Origin of the sequence: Streptomyces sp. VNUA24, assembly GCF_029167005.1 — a bacterium.
Classification (GTDB): Bacteria; Actinomycetota; Actinomycetes; order Streptomycetales; family Streptomycetaceae; genus Streptomyces; species Streptomyces scabiei.
The window spans coordinates 8,387,892-8,408,639 of sequence record NZ_CP119143.1; the positions used below are offsets into that span (position 1 = coordinate 8,387,892).

Annotated in this window: 18 protein-coding genes and 1 pseudogene; 11 read left to right on the plus strand and 8 right to left on the minus strand. The window is 73.2% G+C overall.

The features are described from left to right. Positions 1-85: 85 nt before the first annotated feature. Positions 86-1,015: a rhomboid family intramembrane serine protease gene (locus PYR72_RS35945; RefSeq protein ID WP_275459168.1), complete on the minus strand. Its 930-nt coding sequence runs from the start codon at positions 1,013-1,015 to the stop codon at positions 86-88. 144 nt (positions 1,016-1,159) lie between these two features. On the opposite strand from PYR72_RS35945, the gene PYR72_RS35950 reads away from it, so the two are divergent. Then, positions 1,160-1,879: a VWA domain-containing protein gene (locus tag PYR72_RS35950; protein ID WP_275459169.1), complete on the plus strand. Its 720-nt coding sequence runs from the start codon at positions 1,160-1,162 to the stop codon at positions 1,877-1,879. Positions 1,880-1,894: 15 nt separating this feature from the next. Here PYR72_RS35950 and PYR72_RS35955 read toward each other — a convergent pair whose 3' ends face one another. After that, the gene (locus tag PYR72_RS35955; RefSeq protein WP_275459170.1) at positions 1,895-2,872 is read right to left on the minus strand and encodes an acyl-CoA dehydrogenase family protein; all 978 of its coding nucleotides are present in this window, start codon (positions 2,870-2,872) and stop codon (positions 1,895-1,897) included. Positions 2,873-2,903: 31 nt separating this feature from the next. After that, positions 2,904-4,043, minus strand: a complete 1,140-nt coding sequence (locus PYR72_RS35960) for an acyl-CoA dehydrogenase family protein (RefSeq protein ID WP_275459171.1) — start codon at positions 4,041-4,043, stop codon at positions 2,904-2,906. A gap of 191 nt (positions 4,044-4,234) precedes the next feature. Between PYR72_RS35960 and PYR72_RS35965 the strand changes: the two genes are divergently transcribed. From PYR72_RS35965 to PYR72_RS35975, 3 genes are read left to right on the plus strand one after another with little or no spacing between them, the layout of a single operon-like run. Further along, entirely contained in the window at positions 4,235-5,029 is a 795-nt protein-coding gene (locus PYR72_RS35965; RefSeq protein WP_275459172.1) for an SDR family oxidoreductase, read from the plus strand. Between the two features lie 14 nt (positions 5,030-5,043). Beyond that, positions 5,044-5,670, plus strand: a complete 627-nt coding sequence (locus PYR72_RS35970; RefSeq protein WP_275460614.1) for a TetR/AcrR family transcriptional regulator — start codon at positions 5,044-5,046, stop codon at positions 5,668-5,670. A gap of 32 nt (positions 5,671-5,702) precedes the next feature. After that, positions 5,703-6,860, plus strand: coding sequence for an acetyl-CoA C-acetyltransferase (locus PYR72_RS35975; protein WP_275459173.1), 1,158 nt, complete (start codon positions 5,703-5,705; stop codon positions 6,858-6,860). 423 nt (positions 6,861-7,283) lie between these two features. Here PYR72_RS35975 and PYR72_RS35980 read toward each other — a convergent pair whose 3' ends face one another. Genes PYR72_RS35980 through PYR72_RS35995 form a run of 4 tightly spaced genes read right to left on the minus strand, consistent with a single transcriptional unit; the run spans position 7,284 to position 10,720 of the window. Next, positions 7,284-8,345 (minus strand): nitronate monooxygenase, encoded by a 1,062-nt coding sequence (locus PYR72_RS35980; RefSeq protein WP_275459174.1) that lies wholly within the window; start codon positions 8,343-8,345, stop codon positions 7,284-7,286. Further along, the gene (locus PYR72_RS35985; protein ID WP_275459175.1) at positions 8,345-9,091 is read right to left on the minus strand and encodes a CoA-transferase; all 747 of its coding nucleotides are present in this window, start codon (positions 9,089-9,091) and stop codon (positions 8,345-8,347) included. The genes PYR72_RS35980 and PYR72_RS35985 overlap by 1 nt, the downstream gene beginning before the upstream one ends. After that, positions 9,088-9,936: a CoA-transferase gene (locus tag PYR72_RS35990; protein ID WP_275459176.1), complete on the minus strand. Its 849-nt coding sequence runs from the start codon at positions 9,934-9,936 to the stop codon at positions 9,088-9,090. Before PYR72_RS35990 ends, PYR72_RS35985 begins: the two co-directional genes overlap by 4 nt. Beyond that, positions 9,929-10,720, minus strand: a complete 792-nt coding sequence (locus PYR72_RS35995) for an enoyl-CoA hydratase family protein (protein ID WP_275459177.1) — start codon at positions 10,718-10,720, stop codon at positions 9,929-9,931. The genes PYR72_RS35990 and PYR72_RS35995 overlap by 8 nt, the downstream gene beginning before the upstream one ends. Before the next feature lie 64 nt (positions 10,721-10,784). On the opposite strand from PYR72_RS35995, the gene PYR72_RS36000 reads away from it, so the two are divergent. Both PYR72_RS36000 and PYR72_RS36005 read left to right on the plus strand, forming a co-directional pair. Continuing rightward, on the plus strand, positions 10,785-11,576 hold the full coding sequence (locus PYR72_RS36000; protein WP_275459178.1) for an SDR family oxidoreductase: 792 nt from the start codon (positions 10,785-10,787) through the stop codon (positions 11,574-11,576). Next, complete coding sequence (locus tag PYR72_RS36005) at positions 11,576-12,502, plus strand: SDR family oxidoreductase (RefSeq protein WP_275459179.1); 927 nt, start codon at positions 11,576-11,578, stop codon at positions 12,500-12,502. Before PYR72_RS36000 ends, PYR72_RS36005 begins: the two co-directional genes overlap by 1 nt. Positions 12,503-12,869: 367 nt before the next feature. On the opposite strand, the gene PYR72_RS36010 is transcribed toward PYR72_RS36005, so the two are convergent. Next, complete coding sequence (locus PYR72_RS36010; RefSeq protein ID WP_275459180.1) at positions 12,870-13,781, minus strand: hypothetical protein; 912 nt, start codon at positions 13,779-13,781, stop codon at positions 12,870-12,872. Between the two features lie 168 nt (positions 13,782-13,949). Between PYR72_RS36010 and PYR72_RS36015 the strand changes: the two are divergent. From PYR72_RS36015 to PYR72_RS36035, 5 genes and pseudogenes are all read left to right on the plus strand, one after another. Beyond that, positions 13,950-14,330: pseudogene (locus PYR72_RS36015) on the plus strand (chorismate mutase); the annotation flags it as partial. A 182-nt stretch (positions 14,331-14,512) separates the two neighbouring features. Further along, positions 14,513-15,034, plus strand: coding sequence for a response regulator (locus PYR72_RS36020; RefSeq protein WP_275459181.1), 522 nt, complete (start codon positions 14,513-14,515; stop codon positions 15,032-15,034). 90 nt (positions 15,035-15,124) lie between these two features. Continuing rightward, positions 15,125-17,629, plus strand: a complete 2,505-nt coding sequence (gene pepN / locus PYR72_RS36025; protein ID WP_275459182.1) for an aminopeptidase N — start codon at positions 15,125-15,127, stop codon at positions 17,627-17,629. A 226-nt stretch (positions 17,630-17,855) separates the two neighbouring features. Then, entirely contained in the window at positions 17,856-19,229 is a 1,374-nt protein-coding gene (locus tag PYR72_RS36030) for an aminotransferase class V-fold PLP-dependent enzyme (RefSeq protein ID WP_275459183.1), read from the plus strand. Further along, positions 19,226-20,662, plus strand: a complete 1,437-nt coding sequence (locus PYR72_RS36035) for a SidA/IucD/PvdA family monooxygenase (RefSeq protein WP_275459184.1) — start codon at positions 19,226-19,228, stop codon at positions 20,660-20,662. Before PYR72_RS36030 ends, PYR72_RS36035 begins: the two co-directional genes overlap by 4 nt. The last annotated feature ends 86 nt before the right edge of the window (positions 20,663-20,748 follow it).

The window sequence follows — 20,748 nt, forward strand, 5'->3', positions numbered from 1 at the left end:
CCTGCCCGCCAGTCCCCGACCGGACGACTGGGCAGGCGCCGTCGCACGTCCGGAGGCCGCCGGGAGCGCCGGCGCCCGCCGCCGTTCAGGTCGTCATCTGCGCGGCCTTGGCGAGTGCCAGCACCACGAGCAGCGCCGCCGTCGCCGCGCACACCCCCGCCTGCACCAGCACCCGCCGCCGGTCCCGGGGCGCGTACGCGAAGCCCGCGGCGATCAGGCCGCCGGTCAGCAGGCCGCCGAGGTGGCCCTGCCAGGACGTGACGACCGCCGAGACGACCAGCCAGATCAGCAGGCCGGCCATGAAGCGGTTGATGCCCGCCGGGTCGGCGCCCAGGCGGCGGGCCAGCACGTAGTACGCCGTGCACACGCCGAAGATCGCGCCGGAGGCGCCCACCGTACTGGTGTCGGGGGCGAGCAGGAGGACCAGGACGGAGCCGCCGAGGGCGGACAGGAGATAGAGGGCGAGGTAGCGGGCGCGGCCGAGCTGGGCCTCGACGATCCTGCCGACGTTCCACAGCGTGACCATGTTCATCACGATGTGCAGGATGCCGAACGTGCCCTCGGTGGGCGGGAGATGGAGGAAGGCGCCGGTGAGGAGGCGGTACCACTCGCCGTCGATCACGCCTTCGAGGCGGAAGTCGGCGGGGTAGGAGCCCTGCCAGACGTAGTGCAGCCCGTCCGGGCCGAGCAGGCCCCGGCCCAGCATCGCGAAGTCGTCCACGACCGACGGGCGGAGGAGCTCGGCGACGTAGACGACGACGTTCAGGCCGATCAGGATGTACGTCACCAGCGGGACGGCCGAGATCCGGCCGCCGAAGGCGGTACGGGCCTGCCGGACGGTCCTCGCGCCCTCCTTCACGCACTCCGGGCACTGGTGGCCCACGGCCGCGTCCCGCATGCAGTCCGGGCAGATGAACCGCTCGCAGCGTGTGCAGCGGACGTACGACTCCACTTTCGGGTGGCGGTAGCAGGTGGTGACGACGGGCTCGGACGACGACGGGGACTCGGGTTCCACGGCCGGCTCCTTGGGGGTGCGGGGCTGATGACGAGCCGGTGAGGACGGCGGCGAACAAAGTAGCGAACGATCAGGGTGGAGGGGACAGGGGGAGTGCCCTAACCTCGGGGCTTCGCAGAGCCCTGGGGTCAGGAGGACCGCCGTATGCCCGCGATCAGTCTCACCAAGATGATGGAGACCGCCCCCGCGCTCGTGGACCTCTACAAGGCGGCCGGAAACTCCCTCGACCGGCACGGGCTCACGGGGCAGCGGGCCGCCGTCTATCTCGTGATCGACCACAGCGGCTCCATGCGGCCCTACTACAAGGACGGCAGCGTGCAGGCCCTCGCCGACCGGGTCCTCGGACTGTCCGCGCAGCTCGACGACGACGGCACCGTTCCGGTCGTCTTCTTCTCCACCGGGGTCGACGCGGTCACGGAGATCTCCCTCGCCGACCACCACGGCCGGATCGACCGTATCGTGGCCGGGCTCGGCCACATGGGGAAGACCGACTACCACCTGGCCATGGACGCCGTCATCGACCACTACCTCGACTGCGGCGCCGAGGACCCGGCCTTCGTGGTCTTCCAGACCGACGGCGGGCCCACCAGCAGGCTCGCCGCCGAGCGGTACATGTGCAAGGCCGCCCGGCTCCCCCTCTTCTGGCAGTTCATCGGCTTCGGCGACCCGGGCAGCAAGCAGTTCGACTTCCTGCGGCGGCTCGACGACCTGGCCGTGCCGGGGAAGCGGGTCGTCGACAACGCCGGCTTCTTCCCCGCGGGTGCGGACCCGCGGAAGGTGTCCGACGCCGAGCTGTACGACCGGCTGGTGGGGGAGTTCCCGCAGTGGCTGGCGGCGGCCCGTGCCGAGGGCATCGTCGCCTGAGGGCGTGCCCGAAAATCAGCGGCGACGGGCGCCGTCGAGCACGGTGGCCCGGCACTCGGCCGGGGTGCCCCACGCCGTCCGCAGCGCTCGGGCCCTGGTGAACCAGAGCGACAGGTCGTACTCCGCCGTGTAGCCGATCGCGCCGTGCAGCTGCAGCGCCGTGCGCGCGGTCGTGTACGCCGCCTCGCACGCCGTCACCTTGGCCGCCGCCGCGTCCGCCGGGTCCAGCGTGACCGCCGCCCCGAACACCAGCGGACGCGCGAACTCCAGGGCCACCTTCGCGTCCGCCAGCCGGTGCTTCACCGCCTGGAACGAGCCGACGGGCACCCCGAACTGGGTGCGCTGCCGGACGTACGCCACCGTCCTGTCCAGGAGCGCCAGTCCGACACCGAGGGCCTGCGCGGCCACCGCCAGCCGGGCCCAGACGAGAGCCCGGGCCAGGAGGGCCGGGTCGGTGGCGAGGAGGGTGCCGCCCGGGGAGAGCGGGGTCGGGCGCCGGGCCGGGTCGAGGGACGGGCGGACGGGGCCGTGACCGGGGCGCAGACGCAGTTCACCCCGCTCCGGGTCGAGCGAGAGGTGGGTGCTCGCCGCGTCCCCGTCCAGCGCGTACGCCCCGGGTGACGGTGCCACCGTCGCCATCGCCGTGCCGGACAGCAGCGCCGGCAGCAGGCGTGCGGCCGGGCCGGGGTCCCCCGGACCGGTCAGCAGGACCACCGCCGTGACCGTCTCCACGAGGGGACCCGGTACCGCGTGCCGCCCCAGCTCCACGAAGGCGACGGCCAGCTCCACCGGGAGGGGGCCGACCCCCTCGTACGCCTCCGGCGCCGCCAGCGCGAAGACCCCCGCCTCCGCGACCCGGGACCACAGCGCCCGCCCGGCCGTGTGCTCGCCCCGCCCCCACGCCCGTACGGCCTTCGGGGTGTCCGCCGCCGTCAGCATGGCGTCCAGCGACCGGGCGAACGCCCGCTGCTCGGTGTCCAGGAGGAAACGCATCAGCGGCGGCCCTTCAGCAGGAGGCCGCCCATCAGCGGCGGCCCTTCGGCAGGCCGAGGAGGCGCTCGGCGATGATGTCGCGCTGGATCTCGTTGGTGCCGGCGTAGATCGGGCCGGCCAGGGCGAAGACATACCCCTCGGACCAGTGGGCGTCCGCCGGCCCGCCCTCCTCGCCGAGCAGGTCCAGTGCCGTCTCGTGCAGGGCCAGGTCGTACTCGGACCAGAAGACCTTGTTCAGGCTGGACTCGGGGCCGACCGGGGTGCCGTCCAGGAAGCGGGAGGCGGCCGCGCAGGTGAACAGCTGGTAGGCGCGGGCGCCGATCAGCGCGTCGGCCACCCGGTCCCGGGCGGACGCCGGGCTGCCCTGGGCGTGCCAGAGGTCCAGCAGCCGGTCCGCGGAGGCGAGGAACCGTCCCGGCGGACGCAGCGTCAGGCCGCGCTCGTTGCCGGCGGTGGACATGGCGATGCGCCAGCCCTGGCCGGGCTCGCCGATGACGTCCCCGTCCGGTACGAACACGTCGTCGAGGAAGAGTTCGGCGAAGGCGGGCCTGCCGTCCAGGCGGCCGATCGGGCGGACCGTCACCCCCGGCGCGCGCAGGTCGAACATCAGGTACGTCAGGCCCTGGTGGGGCTTCGGGGTGCCCGGCTCGCTGCGGAACAGGCCGAACGCCCGGTCCGCGAAGGCGGCCCGCGACGACCAGGTCTTCTGGCCGGTCAGCAGCCAGCCCCCGTCCGTGCGCCGGGCCTTGGAGACGAGCGCGGCGAGGTCGGACCCGGCCCCGGGCTCCGACCACGCCTGCGCCCACACCACCTCGCCGGAGGCCATCGGGGGCAGCACCCGGGCCCGCTGCTCGGGCGTGCCGTGGTCGAAGAGGGTCGGGGCGAGGAGGCTGATGCCGTTCTGGCCGACGCGGCCCGGGGCGCCCGCCGCGTAGTACTCCTCCTCGAAGGCCAGCCTGCCCAGCAGGCCCGCGTCACGGCCGCCGTACGCGGCCGGCCAGTCGACCACCGACCAGCGGCCGGCGGCCAGTTCGGCCTCCCAGACGCGGTGGGCGGCGAAGCCCTCCGCCGTCTCCAGGGAGGGCAGCGGCTCGGCCGGGACGTGCGCGCGCAGCCAGGCGCGGGCCTCGGCGCGGAAGTCTTCGTCGGCGGGGGAGTCGGTGAGGTCCATGGGGGCGCGCCTCTTTGCCTGGCCGGGGGTGGAGGGTGCGGGTCCGTGGGGCGTGCGGGTCCGTTGGGGGTGCGGGTCCGTTGGGCGTGCGGGTCCGTGGAGCGTCCGGCCGGTGCGGCGGACGCGGGGACGGCGTACCGGACGCATGCCCGGCCTTCCCTAACAAGTGTTTGGTAGGTTAGCGTGCCCCCATGACGAACGTCGACCCCCCGGCGTGTCCCCCGGCCCACGGCCTCCTCGCCGGCCGCACCGCCGTCATCACCGCCGCGGCCGGGGCGGGCATCGGCGGGGCGACCGCGCGGCGTTTCCTGGAGGAGGGCGCGCGCGTGCTGATCAGCGACGCCCACACGCGCCGGCTCAAGGAGACCAGGACCGAGCTGGCCGCCGAGTTCGGCGCGCGGTCCGTCGACGCGGTGCCGTGCGACGTCACCGACGACGACCAGGTGCGGGCGCTGTTCGAGGCGGCCGCCCGACTGCACGGACGGCTCGACATCGTCGTCAACAACGCGGGTCTCGGCGGCACGGCCGAGGTCGCCGACATGACCGACGAGCAGTGGTCCCGGGTGCTGGACGTGACCCTGAACGGCACGTTCCGGTGCGTGCGGGCCGCCCTGCGGCTGATGCGGGAGGACGAAGGAGGCGGCGGCGTGATCGTCAACAACGCCTCCGTCGTCGGCTGGCGCGCCCAGGCCGGTCAGGCGCACTACGCTGCCGCCAAGGCGGGCGTGATGGCACTGACCAGGTGCGCGGCCGTCGAGGCGGCCCCGTACCGGGTCCGGGTCAACGCCGTGTCGCCCAGCCTCGCCATGCACCCGCACCTGGTGAAGGTCACGACCCCCGAGCTGCTGGCCGAGCTGACCGCGCGGGAGGCCTTCGGGCGGTACGCCGAACCCTGGGAGGTGGCCAACGTGATCGTGTTCCTCGCGTCCGGCTACTCCTCGTACATGACGGGCGAGACCGTCTCCGTCAGCAACCAGCACCCGTGAGGACGACGAACAGCGTGCCGAGCAAGAAGAACCCCCAGGTCCCCGCCGCCGGGCTCGCCCGCCGGCGCGAACTCCTCGACAAGGCCGCCGGGGTCTTCGCCGACCAGGGCTACAACGCCACCACCGTGCGCCGGATCGCGGACGACGCGGGCATGCTCGCGGGCAGCCTCTACTACTACTTCTCGTCCAAGGACGCGATGCTGGAGGAGATCCTGCGGACCTTCCTCGACGAACTCTGGGAGCGCTACGACGCCGTCCTGGACGCCGGAACGGGCCCCCGGGAGACCTTCGAGGCCCTGGTCACCGAGTCCTTCCGGGCCATCGGCCGGCACTGCGACGCCGTCCGGATCTACCAGAACGAGGCGCAGCAGCTGATCGCCCGGGAACCGCGCTTCCTCTTCCTGGAGCAGTCGCAGACCAAGTTCGAGAAGGCGTGGCTGACCACCCTGGAGAACGGGGTCGCCCGGGGGGACTTCCGGGCCGACCTCGACACGCGGGTCACCTACCGGTTCGTGCGCGACACGGTCTGGGTCGCCGCGTCCTGGTACCGGACCGGCGGACAGTACGGCCCCGAGGAGATCGCCCGCCAGTACCTGTCCATGGTCCTGGACGGGATCGCCGTACGGGAGAGCGGTACGTGACGTGAACATCCTCTGACATCGAGGGAGTCGACATGGCCGAGGCCTACATCGTCGAAGCGGTCCGGACGCCCGTCGGGCGGCGCGGGGGAGGGCTCGGCCGGGTCCATCCGGCCGACCTCGGCGCGCACGTCCTCACCGCGCTCGTCGCGCGCGCGGGCGTGGACCCCGCCGCCGTGGAGGACGTCGTCTTCGGCTGCCTGGACACCGTCGGACCGCAGGCCGGCGACATCGCGCGCACCAGCTGGCTGGCGGCCGGGCTGCCCGAGGAGGTGCCCGGCACGACCGTCGACCGGCAGTGCGGCTCCTCGCAGCAGGCCGTGCACTTCGCCGCGCAGGGAGTGCTCTCCGGCACCCAGGACCTGGTGGTCGCGGGCGGCGTGCAGAACATGACGATGATCCCCATCGCCTTCGCCTCCCGCCAGGCCGCCGTCCCCCTCGGCCTCACCGACGGGCCCTTCGCGGGCAGCGAGGGATGGCGCGCGCGGTACGGGAACCGGCCGGTGAACCAGTTCGCCGGCGCCGAGATGATCGCCGCCAAGTGGGGCATCGGCCGCGATGAGCAGGAGGAGTACGCGCTGCGCTCCCACCGCCGGGCGGTACGGGCCGTGGACGAGGGCCGCTTCGCCCGCGAGACCGTGCCCTACGGGGACGTCACCGTCGACGAGGGGCCGCGCCGGGACACCTCCCTGGAGAAGATGGCCGCCCTGAAACCGGTCATCGAGGGCGGCACCGTCACCGCCGCCTGCTCCTCCCAGGTCTCCGACGGCGCCGCCGCGCTCCTCCTCGCCTCCGAACGCGCCGTACGGGAGCACGGGCTGACCCCGCGCGCCCGCGTGCACCACCTCTCCGTGCGCGGTGAGGACCCCATCCGGATGCTCACCGCGCCGATACCCGCGACCGCCCACGCCCTGAAGAAGACCGGCCTCACCCTCGACGCCATCGACCTCGTCGAGATCAACGAGGCCTTCGCGCCGGTCGTCCTCGCCTGGCTGAAGGAGACGGGCGCCGATCCGGAGAAGGTCAACGTCAACGGCGGCGCGATCGCCCTCGGCCACCCGCTCGGCGCGACCGGCGCCAAGCTGATGACGACGCTCCTGCACGAACTGGAACGCACCGGCGGCCGGTACGGCCTCCAGACGATGTGCGAGGGCGGCGGGCAGGCGAACGTGACGATCATCGAACGCCTGTGACTGCCGGCGTGCGGGGGTGAGGACCGCCGTCACCCCCGCACGGGTGAGGGCCGCCCTCACCGCCCGGCGATGAGGGGCGGGCCCCGGGCGGCTGCGACGGCCGCCGGGCGGCCGTGCCGGGCGGTGTGGGGTGGTCAGGGGCCCTGGGTGGCCGTGTCGGGTGTGTGGGGGCAGGGGTTCCCGGCGGTCGTGCCGGCCGGTGTTGTGGGTGACCAGGGGCCCCGGGTGCCTGTGACGGGCGGGTGTCCGGTGGCCAGGGGCTCCTAGGCGGTCGTGACGGGGGGTGCGGGGCGGTCAGGGGCTTTTGGGTGGCTGTGACGGTCGGTCCCGGGTGCCTGTGGCGGGCGGTGTCCGGTGGCCAAGGGTGCCCGGGCGGCCGTGGCGGGCGGTGTCCGGGGTCGAGTGGCCCGGGCGGTCGTCCGGTCAGTGTCGGGTGTCGAGCCGTCCCAGGGACGCCAGCGTCTCCTCGGCCTCCTTCATGATCCGGTCCACCAGCTCCGCGCACGACGGCAGGTCGTCGATCACCCCGGCCACCTGCCCGGCCGCCATCACCCCGAGGTCCGTACGGCCGTCGACCATCGCGGACCTGAGCAGCACCGGTGTGTTGGCGGCGAGGAGGACCTGGCTCCAGGTGAGGTCCTTGCCGTGCCGCATGGCGAGGCCGTCGCGGACCATACGCCGCCAGGTCAGCCCGGAGAGCCGGCGGAAACCCGCCGCGTGGCGCACGGCGCGCACCAGGGCGCGCGCCCGGCCGGACGCCTCCAGCGCGCTCACGAACTCCGTGCGCAGCATGCGGTGCGGCAGCCCGTCCACGGCCCGAGTGACGGTGACGTCCTTGACCGTCGCCGCCAGATAGCGGGCCTTCACCGCGTCGGGCACCGTCGAGTCCGAGGTGAGCAGGAACCGGGTGCCCATCGCCACCCCCGCCGCCCCGAACGCCAGCGCGGCCACCAGCCCCCGCCCGTCGTGGAAGCCCCCCGCGGCGACGACCGGGATGTCGACGGCGTCCACGACCTGCGGCAGCAGGACGGTCGTCGCCACCTCCCCGGTGTGCCCGCCGCCCTCGCCCCCCTGGACGACCACGGCGTCCGCGCCCCACGCCGCCACCTTCTCGGCATGCCGCCGGGCACCCACGGACGGGATCACGACCACCCCCGCGTCCTTCAGCTCCGCGATCAGCTCCCGCGACGGCGCCAGCGCGAACGACGCCACGCGCACGCCCTCCTCCACGATGATCCGCACCCGCTCCCGCGCGTCCCCCGCGTCGGCCCGCAGATTCACCCCGAAGGGCGCCCCGCCCGTCCGGGCCCTCACCTCCCGTACGGCAGCACGGAGTTGCCCGGTCGACATGGTCGCCGAGGCCAGCACGCCGAGCGCCCCCGCGTTCGCCGCCGCGGAGACCAGCCGGGGCCCGGCCACCCAGCCCATCCCGGTCTGCACGATCGGCCGGCGGACGCCGACGAGCCGGGTCAGAGCCGTCTCCATCAGCCGGCCACCTCCCGCGCACGCGTGTTCCCGGGGTCGAGCACCTCGCGGATCAGCCGCAGCTCCTCCCCGGTCGGATCACGGGTGTACGGCACCTCGTCCGGGACGGTGAGCGCGAACCCCGTCGCCTCCGCCACCTGCTCCACCGTGACACCGGGGTGCAGCGACACCAGCCGCATGGTGCGGTCCGGGGTGGCGAAGTCGAAGACCCCGAGGTCGGACACGACCCGGGCCAGGTGGTGGAAGCGGGCGGCGGCCGGATACTCGGCCACCCGGTCGTGGCCGACCCCGCACACCATGTCGACCTTCTCCACGAAGACCCGCCGGGAGTGCTTCGGGACCCAGTAACTGGTCGGATTGTTCAGGGTGTTGACCGGAGCGCCCCGCACCCCGAGCAGCTGCCGCCTCGGCCGCTCCCAGTCGCCGACACAGCTGATGTTCTGGTTGCCGTACCGGTCGATCTGGCTCGCCCCCATCATCACGTGCCGGCGGCCACCCGTGACCAGGGCCAGATGCCGCCGGTAGGGCAGCCATCCCTCGACCGTGCCGTCGACACCGACGAGCAGCGCCTCGCCGTCGGTCAGCAGCAGATCCGGTGAGAACGTCCGCCGGGCGAGGCGCGCGCCCAGCGACGGAACGAGCCCCATGGGACTGGCGAGGATCTCCCCGGCGCCGCGCCAGGTCTCGGCACACGCGATCACGCAGTACTCGGCGCGGGTGACTCCGTTCAGGGCCGGCGCGCTCATGCGTCCTCCCGGTGCCACGCCCGCACGGCCGACTGGTACGCGGGCTCGTCGCCCGCCAGGAACCGCCCCGCGAAGTCCTCCCAGGGCGCGCCCGCGTACGCCCTCTGGAAGGGCTCGTCCCGGCCGTAGTCGGGAGCGCAGGACGTGAAGTGCGCGCCGTTCGGGGCCTCGATCACGCCGGTCACCACATGGCGGCCCACCAGCAGCGACTGGGGCGGGGCGTCCTTCGTCAACTCGGCCGTGTCCACGACCCGTTCGCAGGAGAGGTACGCGGCCTCGGCGGCCTCGCAGAAGAGGTCGTCGAAGTAGGGATCGGGGCCCAGGTACTGGCCGTTGCCCTGCCGGTCGGCCCGGTTGACGTGCACGAACGCGGCGTCCAGGCGCAGCGCCGGCATGGCGACGAAGGTCTCCCCGTCCTCGTACGGCGAGGTGACCGTCCGCAGACCGGGATTGACCCGCATCACGTCCGAGCCGATACCCGCCCGCACCGGCAGGAAGGGCAGCCGGTGCGCGGCGGCCCGCAGCCCCCACATGAACATCGCCTCGTCGACCTCCATCAGCTCGAACGCGCCCCGCTCGCGCGCCGCGCGGAAGTGCGGTTCCAGGGGGATGGAGTCGAGGGTGGCGAAGGCGGCGACCAGCTTGCGCACCCGTCCGGCGGCGGCGAGCATGCCCACGTCCGGACCGCCGTACGAGACGACGGTGAGATCGGTGATCCGGGACCGCAGAAGCGCCCTCACCAGGGCCATCGGCTTGCGGCGCGAGCCCCAGCCGCCGATGCCCAGGGTCATCCCGCTCGCCAGCCGCGAGACGGCCTCGTCGGCGGTCATCGTCTTGTCACTCACCCGGCTCCTCCTGAACGACCTCGTCACCGTCGACCCGCCCGCGCGCCCCCGGCGTCCCGAAGGCGGCGCGGACCTCATCGGCCACCCCGCTGAGGTTCGCCTCGAAGGTGAACCCCTGCTCGAAGCGGTAGCTGCGGCGGACGTCGACCGGGTCGATGCCGTTGATGGCGGTCTTGGCGAGCCGGAGCAGCCGGCCGTCCTTCGCGGCGATCTCCCGCGCCAACTCCAGCGCCGCACCCGGCAGTTCCGGGGGCGGGACCACCCGCCACACCGAGCCGTGCGCCCGCAGCTCGGCGGCCGTCACCGTCCGCGAGGTGTAGTACAGCGTCCGCATCAGATGCTGCGGCACCAGCCGCGCCAGATGCGTCGCCGCGCCCAGCGCGCCCCGGTCCAGCTCGGGCAGCCCGAAGACCGCGTCCTCGCCCGCCACGATCGCGTCTGCGTTGCCCACCAGCCCGATGCCGCCGCCCAGACAGAAGCCCTGCACGGCGGCGACCACCGGCACCTCGCACTCGTACACCGCGGCGAAGGCCGCCGCGCAGCCCCGGTTGGCGCCGATCAGCGCGTCGTGGCCCGCCGCCTGGATCTCCTTGATGTCGACCCCGGCGTTGAATCCGCGCCCCGCGGCGGCCAGCACCACACACCGGACCTCCGGATCCCGGCCCGCGTCGCGCACGGCGCCGGCCAGCTCGAACCAGCCGCGCACCGGCAGCGCGTTCACCGGCGGGTGGTCGACCGTGACGACGGAAATCCCCTTTTCCGGGGACGAGGTGGAGACACTCATCGGCGCATCGGCTACCTTCCACCTAACGTTTGTTAGGTACGTCTTGGGTGGAAGGTAGCAGCGGATGCGGCTCGACGGGAAGCTCGCCGTCGTCACCGGCGGCACGCGCGGGGTCGGCGCCGGCCTCGCCCGCGCCTTCGCCGACGCCGGCGCCGAGGTCGTGACCTGCGCCCGTCGGCCGCCCGAAGTGCCGCTCAAGGGCGCCGAGTTCATGCCCCTGGACGTCCGGGACCCGGACGCCGTGCACGCCTTCTTCGCCGGACTGCCCCGCGTGGACGTCCTCGTCAACAACGCCGGCGGCACCCCCCACCGCACCCTCGCCCAGGCCGACGCACGCCACCACGCCCGCGTCCTCGAACTCAACCTCACCGCCCCGCTGACCGTCTCCCTCGCCGCGTACGCGCACCTGCGGCGGGCCCGGGGCGCGATCGTCATGATCGGCAGCGTGAGCGGCAGCCGCCCCTCGCCCGGCTCGGCGGCCTACGGCGCGGCCAAGGCCGGCCTGGAACACCTGGCCCGCTCCATGGCGGTGGAGTGGGCCCCGGACATCCGGGTCAACACCCTCGTCCTCGGCATGGTCCGCACGGAACTCTCGCATCTGCACTACGGGGACGAGCAGGGCATCGCCGCCGTGGCCCGCACGGTTCCCCTCGGCCGCCTCGCCACCCCCGCCGACGTCGGCGACGCCGCGGTCTTCCTCGCCTCCGACGCGGCCGCCTACATCACCGGCGCGTCCCTCCACGTCCACGGCGGCGGCGAACGCCCGGCCTTCCTGGACGCGGCGACGGCCTCCGCCCCTGGACCCGTCCCGCACCCCCTCCCCTCCCACCACCACGACGAGAAAGGCGAACCCTGATGAGCGTGACCAGCAGCGCGCATCCGCTCTGCGAAGGGCGGGTCGTGATCGTGACCGGCGCCGGGCGAGGGCTCGGGCGGGCGCACGCGCTCGCGTACGCTGCCGAGGGCGCCCGGGTCGTCGTCAACGACCTCGGGGTCGGACTCGACGGCACGCCGGACCCCGACAGCCCGGCCGCCCGGGTCGTCGAGGAGATCCGCGCCCGGGGAGGGGAAGCGGTCGCGCACGGCGGGGACATCGCCACCGCCGACGGCGCCGCCTCCCTCGTCCGCACCGCCCTGGACACCTACGGCCGCCTCGACACCCTCGTCAACAACGCCGGCTTCCTGCGCGACCGCATGCTCGTCAACCTCGACGAGGACGACTGGGACGCCGTCCTCCGCGTCCACCTCAAGGGCCACTTCCTCCCCCTGAAGCACGCCGCCGCCCACTGGCGCGCCGAGGCCAAGGCCGGCCGCACCCCCACCGCCAGGATCGTCAACACCAGCAGCGGCGCGGGCCTGCTGGGCTCCCTCGGCCAGGGCAACTACAGCGCCGCCAAGGCCGGCATCGTCGGCCTCACCCTCGTCGCGGCCGCCGAACTCGCCCGCTACGGCGTCCAGGTCAACGCCATCGCCCCCGCCGCCCGCACCCGGATGACCGAGACGGTCTTCGCCGGGACGATGACCGCCCCGGACACCGGCTTCGACGCCATGGCCCCCGAGAACGTCTCCCCCCTCGTGGTCTGGCTGGGCTCCGCCGCGAGCGACGGCGTCACCGGCCGCGTCTTCGAGACGGAGGCGGGCCGCATCACCGTCATGGAGGGCTGGCACCCGGGCCCGACCGAGGACAAGGGCGCCCGCCGCACCCCCGAGGAGGCCGGAGAGACCGCACGCAAACTCCTGGCCGAGGCCGCCAGGCCCCGCCCGGTGTACGGCGCCTCATGACCGCCCGGGCCCTGAAGGGGCGCGGGGAACGGCGCGACAAGCCCCCACTCACCCGCACCCGCCCACGCACCGAACCAACCCGCCCCTCCCGCGCCCCCGCCCACGGCCTACGGCACCCCATGACCGCGCCGGAGCATCAAAGGGGCGCGGGGAACGGCGCGACAAGCCCCCACCGAGCCCGCACCCGCCCACGCACCGCCCCAACCCGCCCCTCCCGCGCCCCCACCCAGGGCCTACGGCGCCCCATGACCGTGCCGGAGCTTCAAAGGGGCGCGGGGAACTGCGCGACAAGCCCCCACGCACCCGCACCCGCCCACGCACCGAACCAACCCGCCCCTCCCGCGCCCCGCACCCCGCACCCCCAGACCTACGTATCGCACTCCAACACCGTCCGACACAGCCCGCAGCGAGCCCGCACCCGCCCCCGCACCGGCACCCGAATCCGCTGATGACACGTCGGACAGGGAAACGACACCCGCAACGCCCCCCGCCCCGCCCCCCGCTCCTCCGACGAGAACACATACGGCACCCCCTCGTGCGGCGAGGCCGACCGCAGGTCGTCCCGCGCATGGCGCCGGTCGCGCGCGTACCGCCGCCGCCCCGCCCACCCCGCCGCCGTGAGCGGCGGCTGCCGCCCGTCCCGCAGCGCCCGCACCCGCCCCTCGGCGAACGCGGTGTACGCCTGGGCACTGGTGAACCACACCGAAGGGTCCTCCCCGAACACCTGCGCCCGCTTGGCCAGCACGTACCCGAACTCCTCCGGCGTCAGATACCCCAGCTTCTGCGACGACGCGGCATCCTCCCGGTACGCGTCCAGCAGCAGCCACCCCGCCCCCAGATACGTCGCCGCCGTGTCCGTGAGGATCTCGTTCTCACGGGTGCCGGGGAACGACAGCCCGAGCCGGTGCAGATACACATGCATCACCTCGTGCGCGAGCGCCGCCCCGATGTCCCGCCGATGCGTCCGGAAACGGTCGTTCAGCTCGACGAAGTACTCGGGCCCCGCCGCCAGCTCCACACTCGCCGCATGGGTCATCTCCCGGAAACCGACGACCATCCGCGCCTGCGGCAGCCGGTAGTGCCGCACCAGCTCCCGCGCCACCCGCTGCGCACCCAGATGAAGATCGTCGCCGTCGTGGAACGCCACGTCGACCGGCGCCACACTCGTGGCGAACAGCTGGATCGTGTCGTAGGACAGACGTCTGTACAGCGCGGTGATCGACGCCCGCACGATGTCCAGATGCGGGTAGCCGTGCTCGACAGGTCCGCCGTCCGCCACGTCCGTACCCCCCCAAGACGCCTCGATACGTTCCACTCTAAGCCGGTGCCCACCCACGCCCCCGGCCGCGCACCCACATCCCGCCCGCCCGGCTGCGCACCCGTCCACCCGAGCGCCGAACCCCGCCCCACGCGACCGGCCGGCCACCGCGTCGTTAGGGTGACGACCATGACCACCAGCGACACCGACGGCGCGAACACCACGACCACCCCGGCCACCGAGAACGACGCGGAGAACGACGCGCAGATCGACGCGGACGTGCAGGCCGAACTCACCCGCCTGCGCGACAGCATCGACAACATCGACGCCGCCGTCGTCCACATGCTCGCCGAACGCTTCAAGTGCACCCAACGGGTCGGCCACCTCAAGGCCGCGCACCGACTGCCGCCCGCCGACCCCGGCCGCGAGGCCCAGCAGATCAACCGGCTGCGCGGACTCGCGACCAGTGCCAAGCTGGACCCCGCGTTCGCGGAGAAGCTGCTGAACTTCATCATCGCCGAGGTCATCCGCCACCACGAACGCATCGCGGACGACGCCCTCAACGGCACCGCCGGGACGACCCGCACCACGGACACGACGGAAACGACGGAAACGACGGACACCACCGGCACCACCGGCACCACCGGCACCACCGGCACCGCACCGGACACGGGGGAGTGACATCCGGCCCGCCGACGGGCATCCTGCGTGCACACTCCTTGTCAGGGAACGACTACACGCGGTGAGAGGTCATGCCGTCCGAAGCCACGATCCTCATCGTCGACGACCATGAGGACACGCTGTACGCCCTGGAGAGCGCCCTGGCCCCCCTCGGCCACCGGCTGACGCGCGCCACCAGCGGCGACGCGGCACTCAAGGAAGTCCTCCGCGGCCAGGTCGGCCTGCTCCTCCTCGACGTCCGCATGCCCGGCGTCAGCGGACTCGACGTCGTCCGCTACATGCGCGGCGTGGAACAGACCCAGCACATCCCCGTCATCCTCCTCACCGGCTTCGGCCCCGACGCCGAACTCACCGCCGCCGCCTTCCGCCTCGGCGTCGCCGACCTCGTCATGAAACCCGTGGACCCCTGGGCCCTGCGCACCAAGGTCCGCTACCTCTACGACGCCCACGCCCGCTCCGACACCCTGGCACGCGAGGTCCGCGACCTCCGCGCCCGCCTCAAGGAACACGAGAACCTCCAGGCAACCGGCGCCGACCACCGCGAACGGGGGCGCGTCCCCGCCCAGCACGACGGCGCGAACGACCGGGCATAGGCCGCATACGGCCGGACACGCGGCGCACACGACCGGACATAGGTCGCGTACCAGGCCCGCCCCTGTCCTGCGCCAGGGCCATCAGGCAGCATGTCCCTCATGTCCGTACTGACGCGCGACGAAGCGCAAGCCCGTGCTCGGCTCCTCGACGTCCACCGCTACGAGATCGCACTCGACCTCACGCGCGACGACGAGACCTTCGACTCCCGTACCGTCATCCAGTTCACCGTACGAGGGAAGAAAAAGGCCGCGGACACCTTCGTCGAGCTGAAGCCCGCCGAACTGCGCTCGGTCACCCTCGACGGAGAACCCCTCGACCCCGGGACCCTCGACGGCAACCGCCTCACCCTCAAGGGCCTCACCCCGGGCGACCACGAACTACGCGTCGACGCCGCCATGCGCTACTCCCGCACCGGCGAGGGCATGCACCGCTTCACCGACCCCACCGACGGCGAGACCTACGTCTACACCCAGCTCTTCATGGACGACGTCCAACGCGTCTTCGCCGCCTTCGACCAGCCCGACCTCAAGGCCGCCTTCGACCTCACCGTCACCGCCCCCGACGGCTGGACCGTCCTCGCCAACGGCATCACCGAACGACAGGACGACGGCACCTGGCGGGCCGCCACCACCCCGCCGATCTCCACCTACCTCATCGCCGTCGCCGCCGGACCCTGGCACTCCGTGCGCACCGAACACCGCGGCCTGCCCTTCGGCATCCACTGCCGCCGCTCGCTCGCCCCCCACCTCGACAACGACGCCGACGAACTCCTCGACATCACCCGCGCCCTCTTCGACCGCTACCACGCCAAGTTCGAGGAGCCGTACCCCTTCGACTCCTACGACCAGGCATTCGTCCCCGAGTTCAACGCCGGCGCCATGGAGAACCCCGGCCTCGTCACCTTCCGCGACGAGTTCGTCTACCGCTCCGCCGTCACCGACACCGAACGCCAGACCCGCGCCATGGTCATCGCCCACGAGATGGCCCACATGTGGTTCGGCGACCTCGTCACCCTCAAGTGGTGGGACGACATCTGGCTCAACGAGTCCTTCGCCGAGTACATGGGCTACCAGACCCTCACCGAAGCCTCCCGCTTCACCGACACCTGGGTCGACTTCGGCGTCGCCCGCAAGGCCTGGGGCTACGACGCCGACCAGCGCCCCTCCACTCACCCCGTCGCCCCCGAGAACGTCGACGACACCGCCGCCGCCCTCCTCAACTTCGACGGCATCTCCTACGCCAAGGGCGCCTCCGCCCTGCGCCAACTCGTCGCCTGGCTCGGCGAGAAGGACTTCCTCGCCGGCATCAACGCCCACTTCACCCGCCACCGCTTCGGCAACGCCACCCTCGCCGACTTCATCGACAACCTCGCCGGCGCCACCGAACGCGACGTCCACGCCTGGGCCGACGCCTGGCTGCGCACCACCGGCGTCGACACCCTCACCCCGAAGATCACCCGCACCGCCGACGGCACCCACACCCTCACCGTCGACCGCACCGGCAGCCGCCCCCACCACATCGCCGTCGGCGTCTACGACCGCGACCCCGGCGACGACCACGGCCACCTCACCCTCCGCGACCGCGTCGAACTCGACCTCCCCCAGCCCGCCGAGCAGCCCATCGGCAAGCGCCCCGCACTCCTCCTCCTCAACGACGGCGACCTCACCTACGCCAAGATCCGCTTCGACACCGAATCCGCCGCCGCCGTCACCGCCCACCTCAGCGGCCTCCCCGACCCCCTCACCCGCGCCGTCGTCTGGAACGCCCTGCGCGACGCCGTACGCGACGCCGAACTCCCGGCCACCGCCTACCTGGAGGCCGCCCGCACCCACCTCCCCCACGAGAGCGACCTCGCCATCGTCCAGGGCGTCCTCTCCTTCGCCACCACCCAGGTCGCCGACCGCTACCTCACCCCCGAGCAGCGCCCCGCCGGCCTCGCCACCCTCGGCTCCCTGTGCCGCGACCTCATCCGCCGCACCGAGGACGGCGACAACCCCGGCCTGCGTCTCATCGCCGTACGCCACTTCATCGACGTCGCCGCCCACCCCGACACCATCGCCGCCTGGCTCGCCGACGGCACCGTCCCCGGCGGACCCGAACTCGACCCCGAACTGCGCTGGCGCGTCCTCGGCCGGCTCGCCGTCCTCGGCGCCGTCGACACCGCCACCATCGACGAGGAACTCGAACGCGACCCCAGCGCCAGCGGCCGCGAGGGCGCCGCCCGCTGCCGGGCCGCACTGCCCGAACCCGAGGCCAAACAGGCCGCCTGGGAGGCCATGTTCACCACCGACGACCTCTCCAACTACCTGTTCACCGCCACCGCCCAGGGCTTCTGGCAGCCCGAACAGGCCGAACTCCTCACCGAGTACGTCGAGCGGTACTGGGCCGACGCGGTGACCCTGGCCGCCCGCCGCGGACCGGCGATCGCGGAAGCCGCCGGACGCTGGGCGTTCCCGGTGTACGCGGTCGACCCGGAGACACTGGGGCTCGGGGAGCGATGCCTCCAGGACGACGAGGTCATCCCGGCGCTGCGCCGCAAGCTGGTGGACCAGCTGGACGACCTGGCGCGGGCGCTGCGGGTGCGGGAGGCGTAGCCCGGGTTCCGCCGCTGAGGGCTCGGGGGTTCTGCGGGCCTGAGGCCGACTGCGACTGATCGCGCCCCGCGGCGGAGCCGCATAGCGATACAGCCCCGCGCCCCTGACGGGGCCGCTGTCGTGGACGGCGTCCACCCGTACCCTCTTTCGGCTGTAAAGAACGGCCTTTTCGGGTCCGGCACCCGATCGGCGTACAAAATGGAACTCCCCGTGCTCGGAGGAATCCATGACCGCTGCGCCCCTCGCCTCCGGACCCCAAGGTCCCGACGCGCTCCGGCCGTTGCTCGACACCGTGCTCGACGCGTTGCGGGAAGGGGCCGGAGCACGGGGCGGCCCCCTCCCCGCCGGCGGCCCCGACACGGTCACGGCCCTGGTGCGGGACGCACTCGGCGAACCGCTGCCCGCCGACGGCGACCCGGACGCCCTCCACCGCCTCGTCCGGGCCCTCGCCGCCGGCACCGCCGACCCGGCCGACCCCCTGTGCGCGGCCCACCTCCACACCCCGCCCCTGGCCGTCGCCGCCGCGGCCGACCTCGCCGTCTCCGTGCTCAACCCCTCCCTCGACTCCTGGGACCAGGCCCCCGCCGCCTCCGCCCTCGAAACCCTGGTCACCCGGGCCCTGGCCGCCGAGGCCGGCGCCGCCGACGCACTGATCACCACCGGCGGCACCGAATCCAACCAACTCGCCCTCCTCCTCGCCCGCGAGGCGCACCCGGGCGTCCGCCTCGTCTGCGGAGCCAACGCCCACCACTCCCTCGTCCGCGCCGCCTGGCTGCTCGGCCTGCCCGACCCCGTCGTCATCCCCACCCCCGCCGGCACCCTCGACCCCACCGCCCTGGACGACGCCCTCACCCACCTCCAGGGCCCCCTCCTCGTCGCCGCCACCGCCGGCACCACCGACGCCGGACTCATCGACCCCCTGCCCGCCCTCGCCGACCTGTGCCGCACCCACCGAGCCCGGCTGCACATCGACGCCGCCTACGGCGGAGGACTCCTGTTCAGCGACCGGCACCGGCCCAGGCTCGACGGCCTCACCCACGCCCACACCATCACCCTGGACCTGCACAAACTCGGCTGGCAGCCCGTCGCCGCCGGACTCCTCGCCGTACGCGACACCACCGACCTCACCGCACTGGACCACCACGCCGACTACCTCAACGCCGACGACGACACCGAAGCCGGCCTGCCCGACCTCCTCGGCCGCTCGCTGCGCACCACCAGACGGCCCGACATCCTCAAGACCGCCGTCACCCTCAAAACCCTGGGACGCAGCGGACTCGGCCGACTCGTCGACCACGTCTGCGCCCTCGCCCAGCAGTTCGCCGACACCGTCGAAGCACACCCCGGCTTCGAGCTCTACGACCGGCCCACCATCAGCACGGTCCTCTTCCGGCCCACCGCAGCCACCGACACCACCGTGGCAGCCGTCCGCCGCCGACTCCTGAACGACGGCCGGGCCGTCATCGGCCGCGCCGCACTCGACGGCCGGCTCTGGCTCAAGGCCACCCTGCTCAACCCCCACACCCGGCCGGACGACCTCGCCACCCTGCTGAAGCTCGTAGACCTCGCCACAGCCGCCGAAGGACACACCCCCGCATGAGCCCGACCCCCGCACACGACCGGCCCGACCCCGAAGCCCCCCGCGACCTCGTCGGCATCGGCATCGGCCCCGCCAACCTCTCCCTCGCCGCCCTCGCCCAGCCCCTCACCACACTCGACGCCGTCTTCTACGAACAACGCCCCGGCTTCGACTGGCACCCCGGACTGCTCATCGAGGGCGCCACCCTCCAGGTCCCCTTCCTGGCCGACCTGGTCACCCTCGCCGACCCCACGAGCCCCTGGTCGTTCCTCAACTACCTCAGAACCCGCGACCGGCTCTTCCCGTTCTACTTCGCCGAACGCTTCCACATCCAGCGCGCCGAATACGACGCCTACTGCCGCTGGGTCGCCGAGAACCTGCCCGGCCTCCGCTTCGGCCACCAAGTCGACTCCGTACGCTGGAACCCCGAACGCGACCTCTTCGAAGTCGACCACACCCGCCTCGACGGCGACGGACGGACCGAGGAACCCGGCCGCACCTACACCCGCAACATCGTCCTCGGCGTCGGCACCGAACCCCACGTCCCCGAACCCCTCAAACCCCTCGTCGAAGCGGCCGGCGTCCCCGTCGTCCACGCCGCCGACTACCTCGACGCACGCGACCGCCTCCTCGCCGCCGGACACATCACCGTCATCGGCGCCGGACAGTCCGGAGCCGAGGTCTTCCTCGACCTGCTCCGCCACCGGCCCCCCGGCCGGGAAAGACTCCACTGGCTCGGCCGCACCGAGGCGTTCGCCCCCATGGAGTACTCGAAACTCGGCCTCGAACACTTCACACCCGACTACGCCCGCTACTTCCACGCCCTCACCGAACCCACCCGGGACCGGCTCGTCGCCGCCCAATGGCAGCTCCACAAGGGCATCGGCGCCGACACCATCGCCGCCATCCACGACGAGCTGTACCGCCGCACCCTCGACGGCGGCTGGCCCGACACCGTCCTCACCCCCGGCGTCCACGTCCGCACCGCCGGCCGACTCGCCACCACCAGGGTCGAACTCCACCTCGAACACAGCGAACAGGGCACCCGCTCCCGCCTCACCACCGACGCCGTCGTCCTCGCCACCGGCTACCGCGAACGCCCCCTCGACCGCGTCCTCGCCGGCCTCGACCCCTACATGCGGCGCGACCACCGCGAACGATGCCGCGTCGACGAGAACTTCCGGATGATCCTCGACCCCTCCGTCACCGCCGCCGACCGCCACGTCTACGTCCAGAACGCCGAACTCCACACCCACGGCGTCGGCGCCCCCGACCTCGGCCTCGCCGCCTGGCGCAGCGCCACCATCCTCAACACCCTCACCGGCAAGGACCCCTACCCCCTGCCCGGCCGCACCGCCTTCACCACCTTCGGCCTCGAACCCCGACCCCGGATCCCGGCCGCACGGCAGGCCACAGTCCCCACCTCATTGACCCCCCTCGTCGAGGTGCGCTGACCGACGAACGCGACATCGCCGCCGCCGCGGCCGTCACGAACCCGGACCCGGACCCAACCCCGCATCCGTATCCGCATCCGCGACGA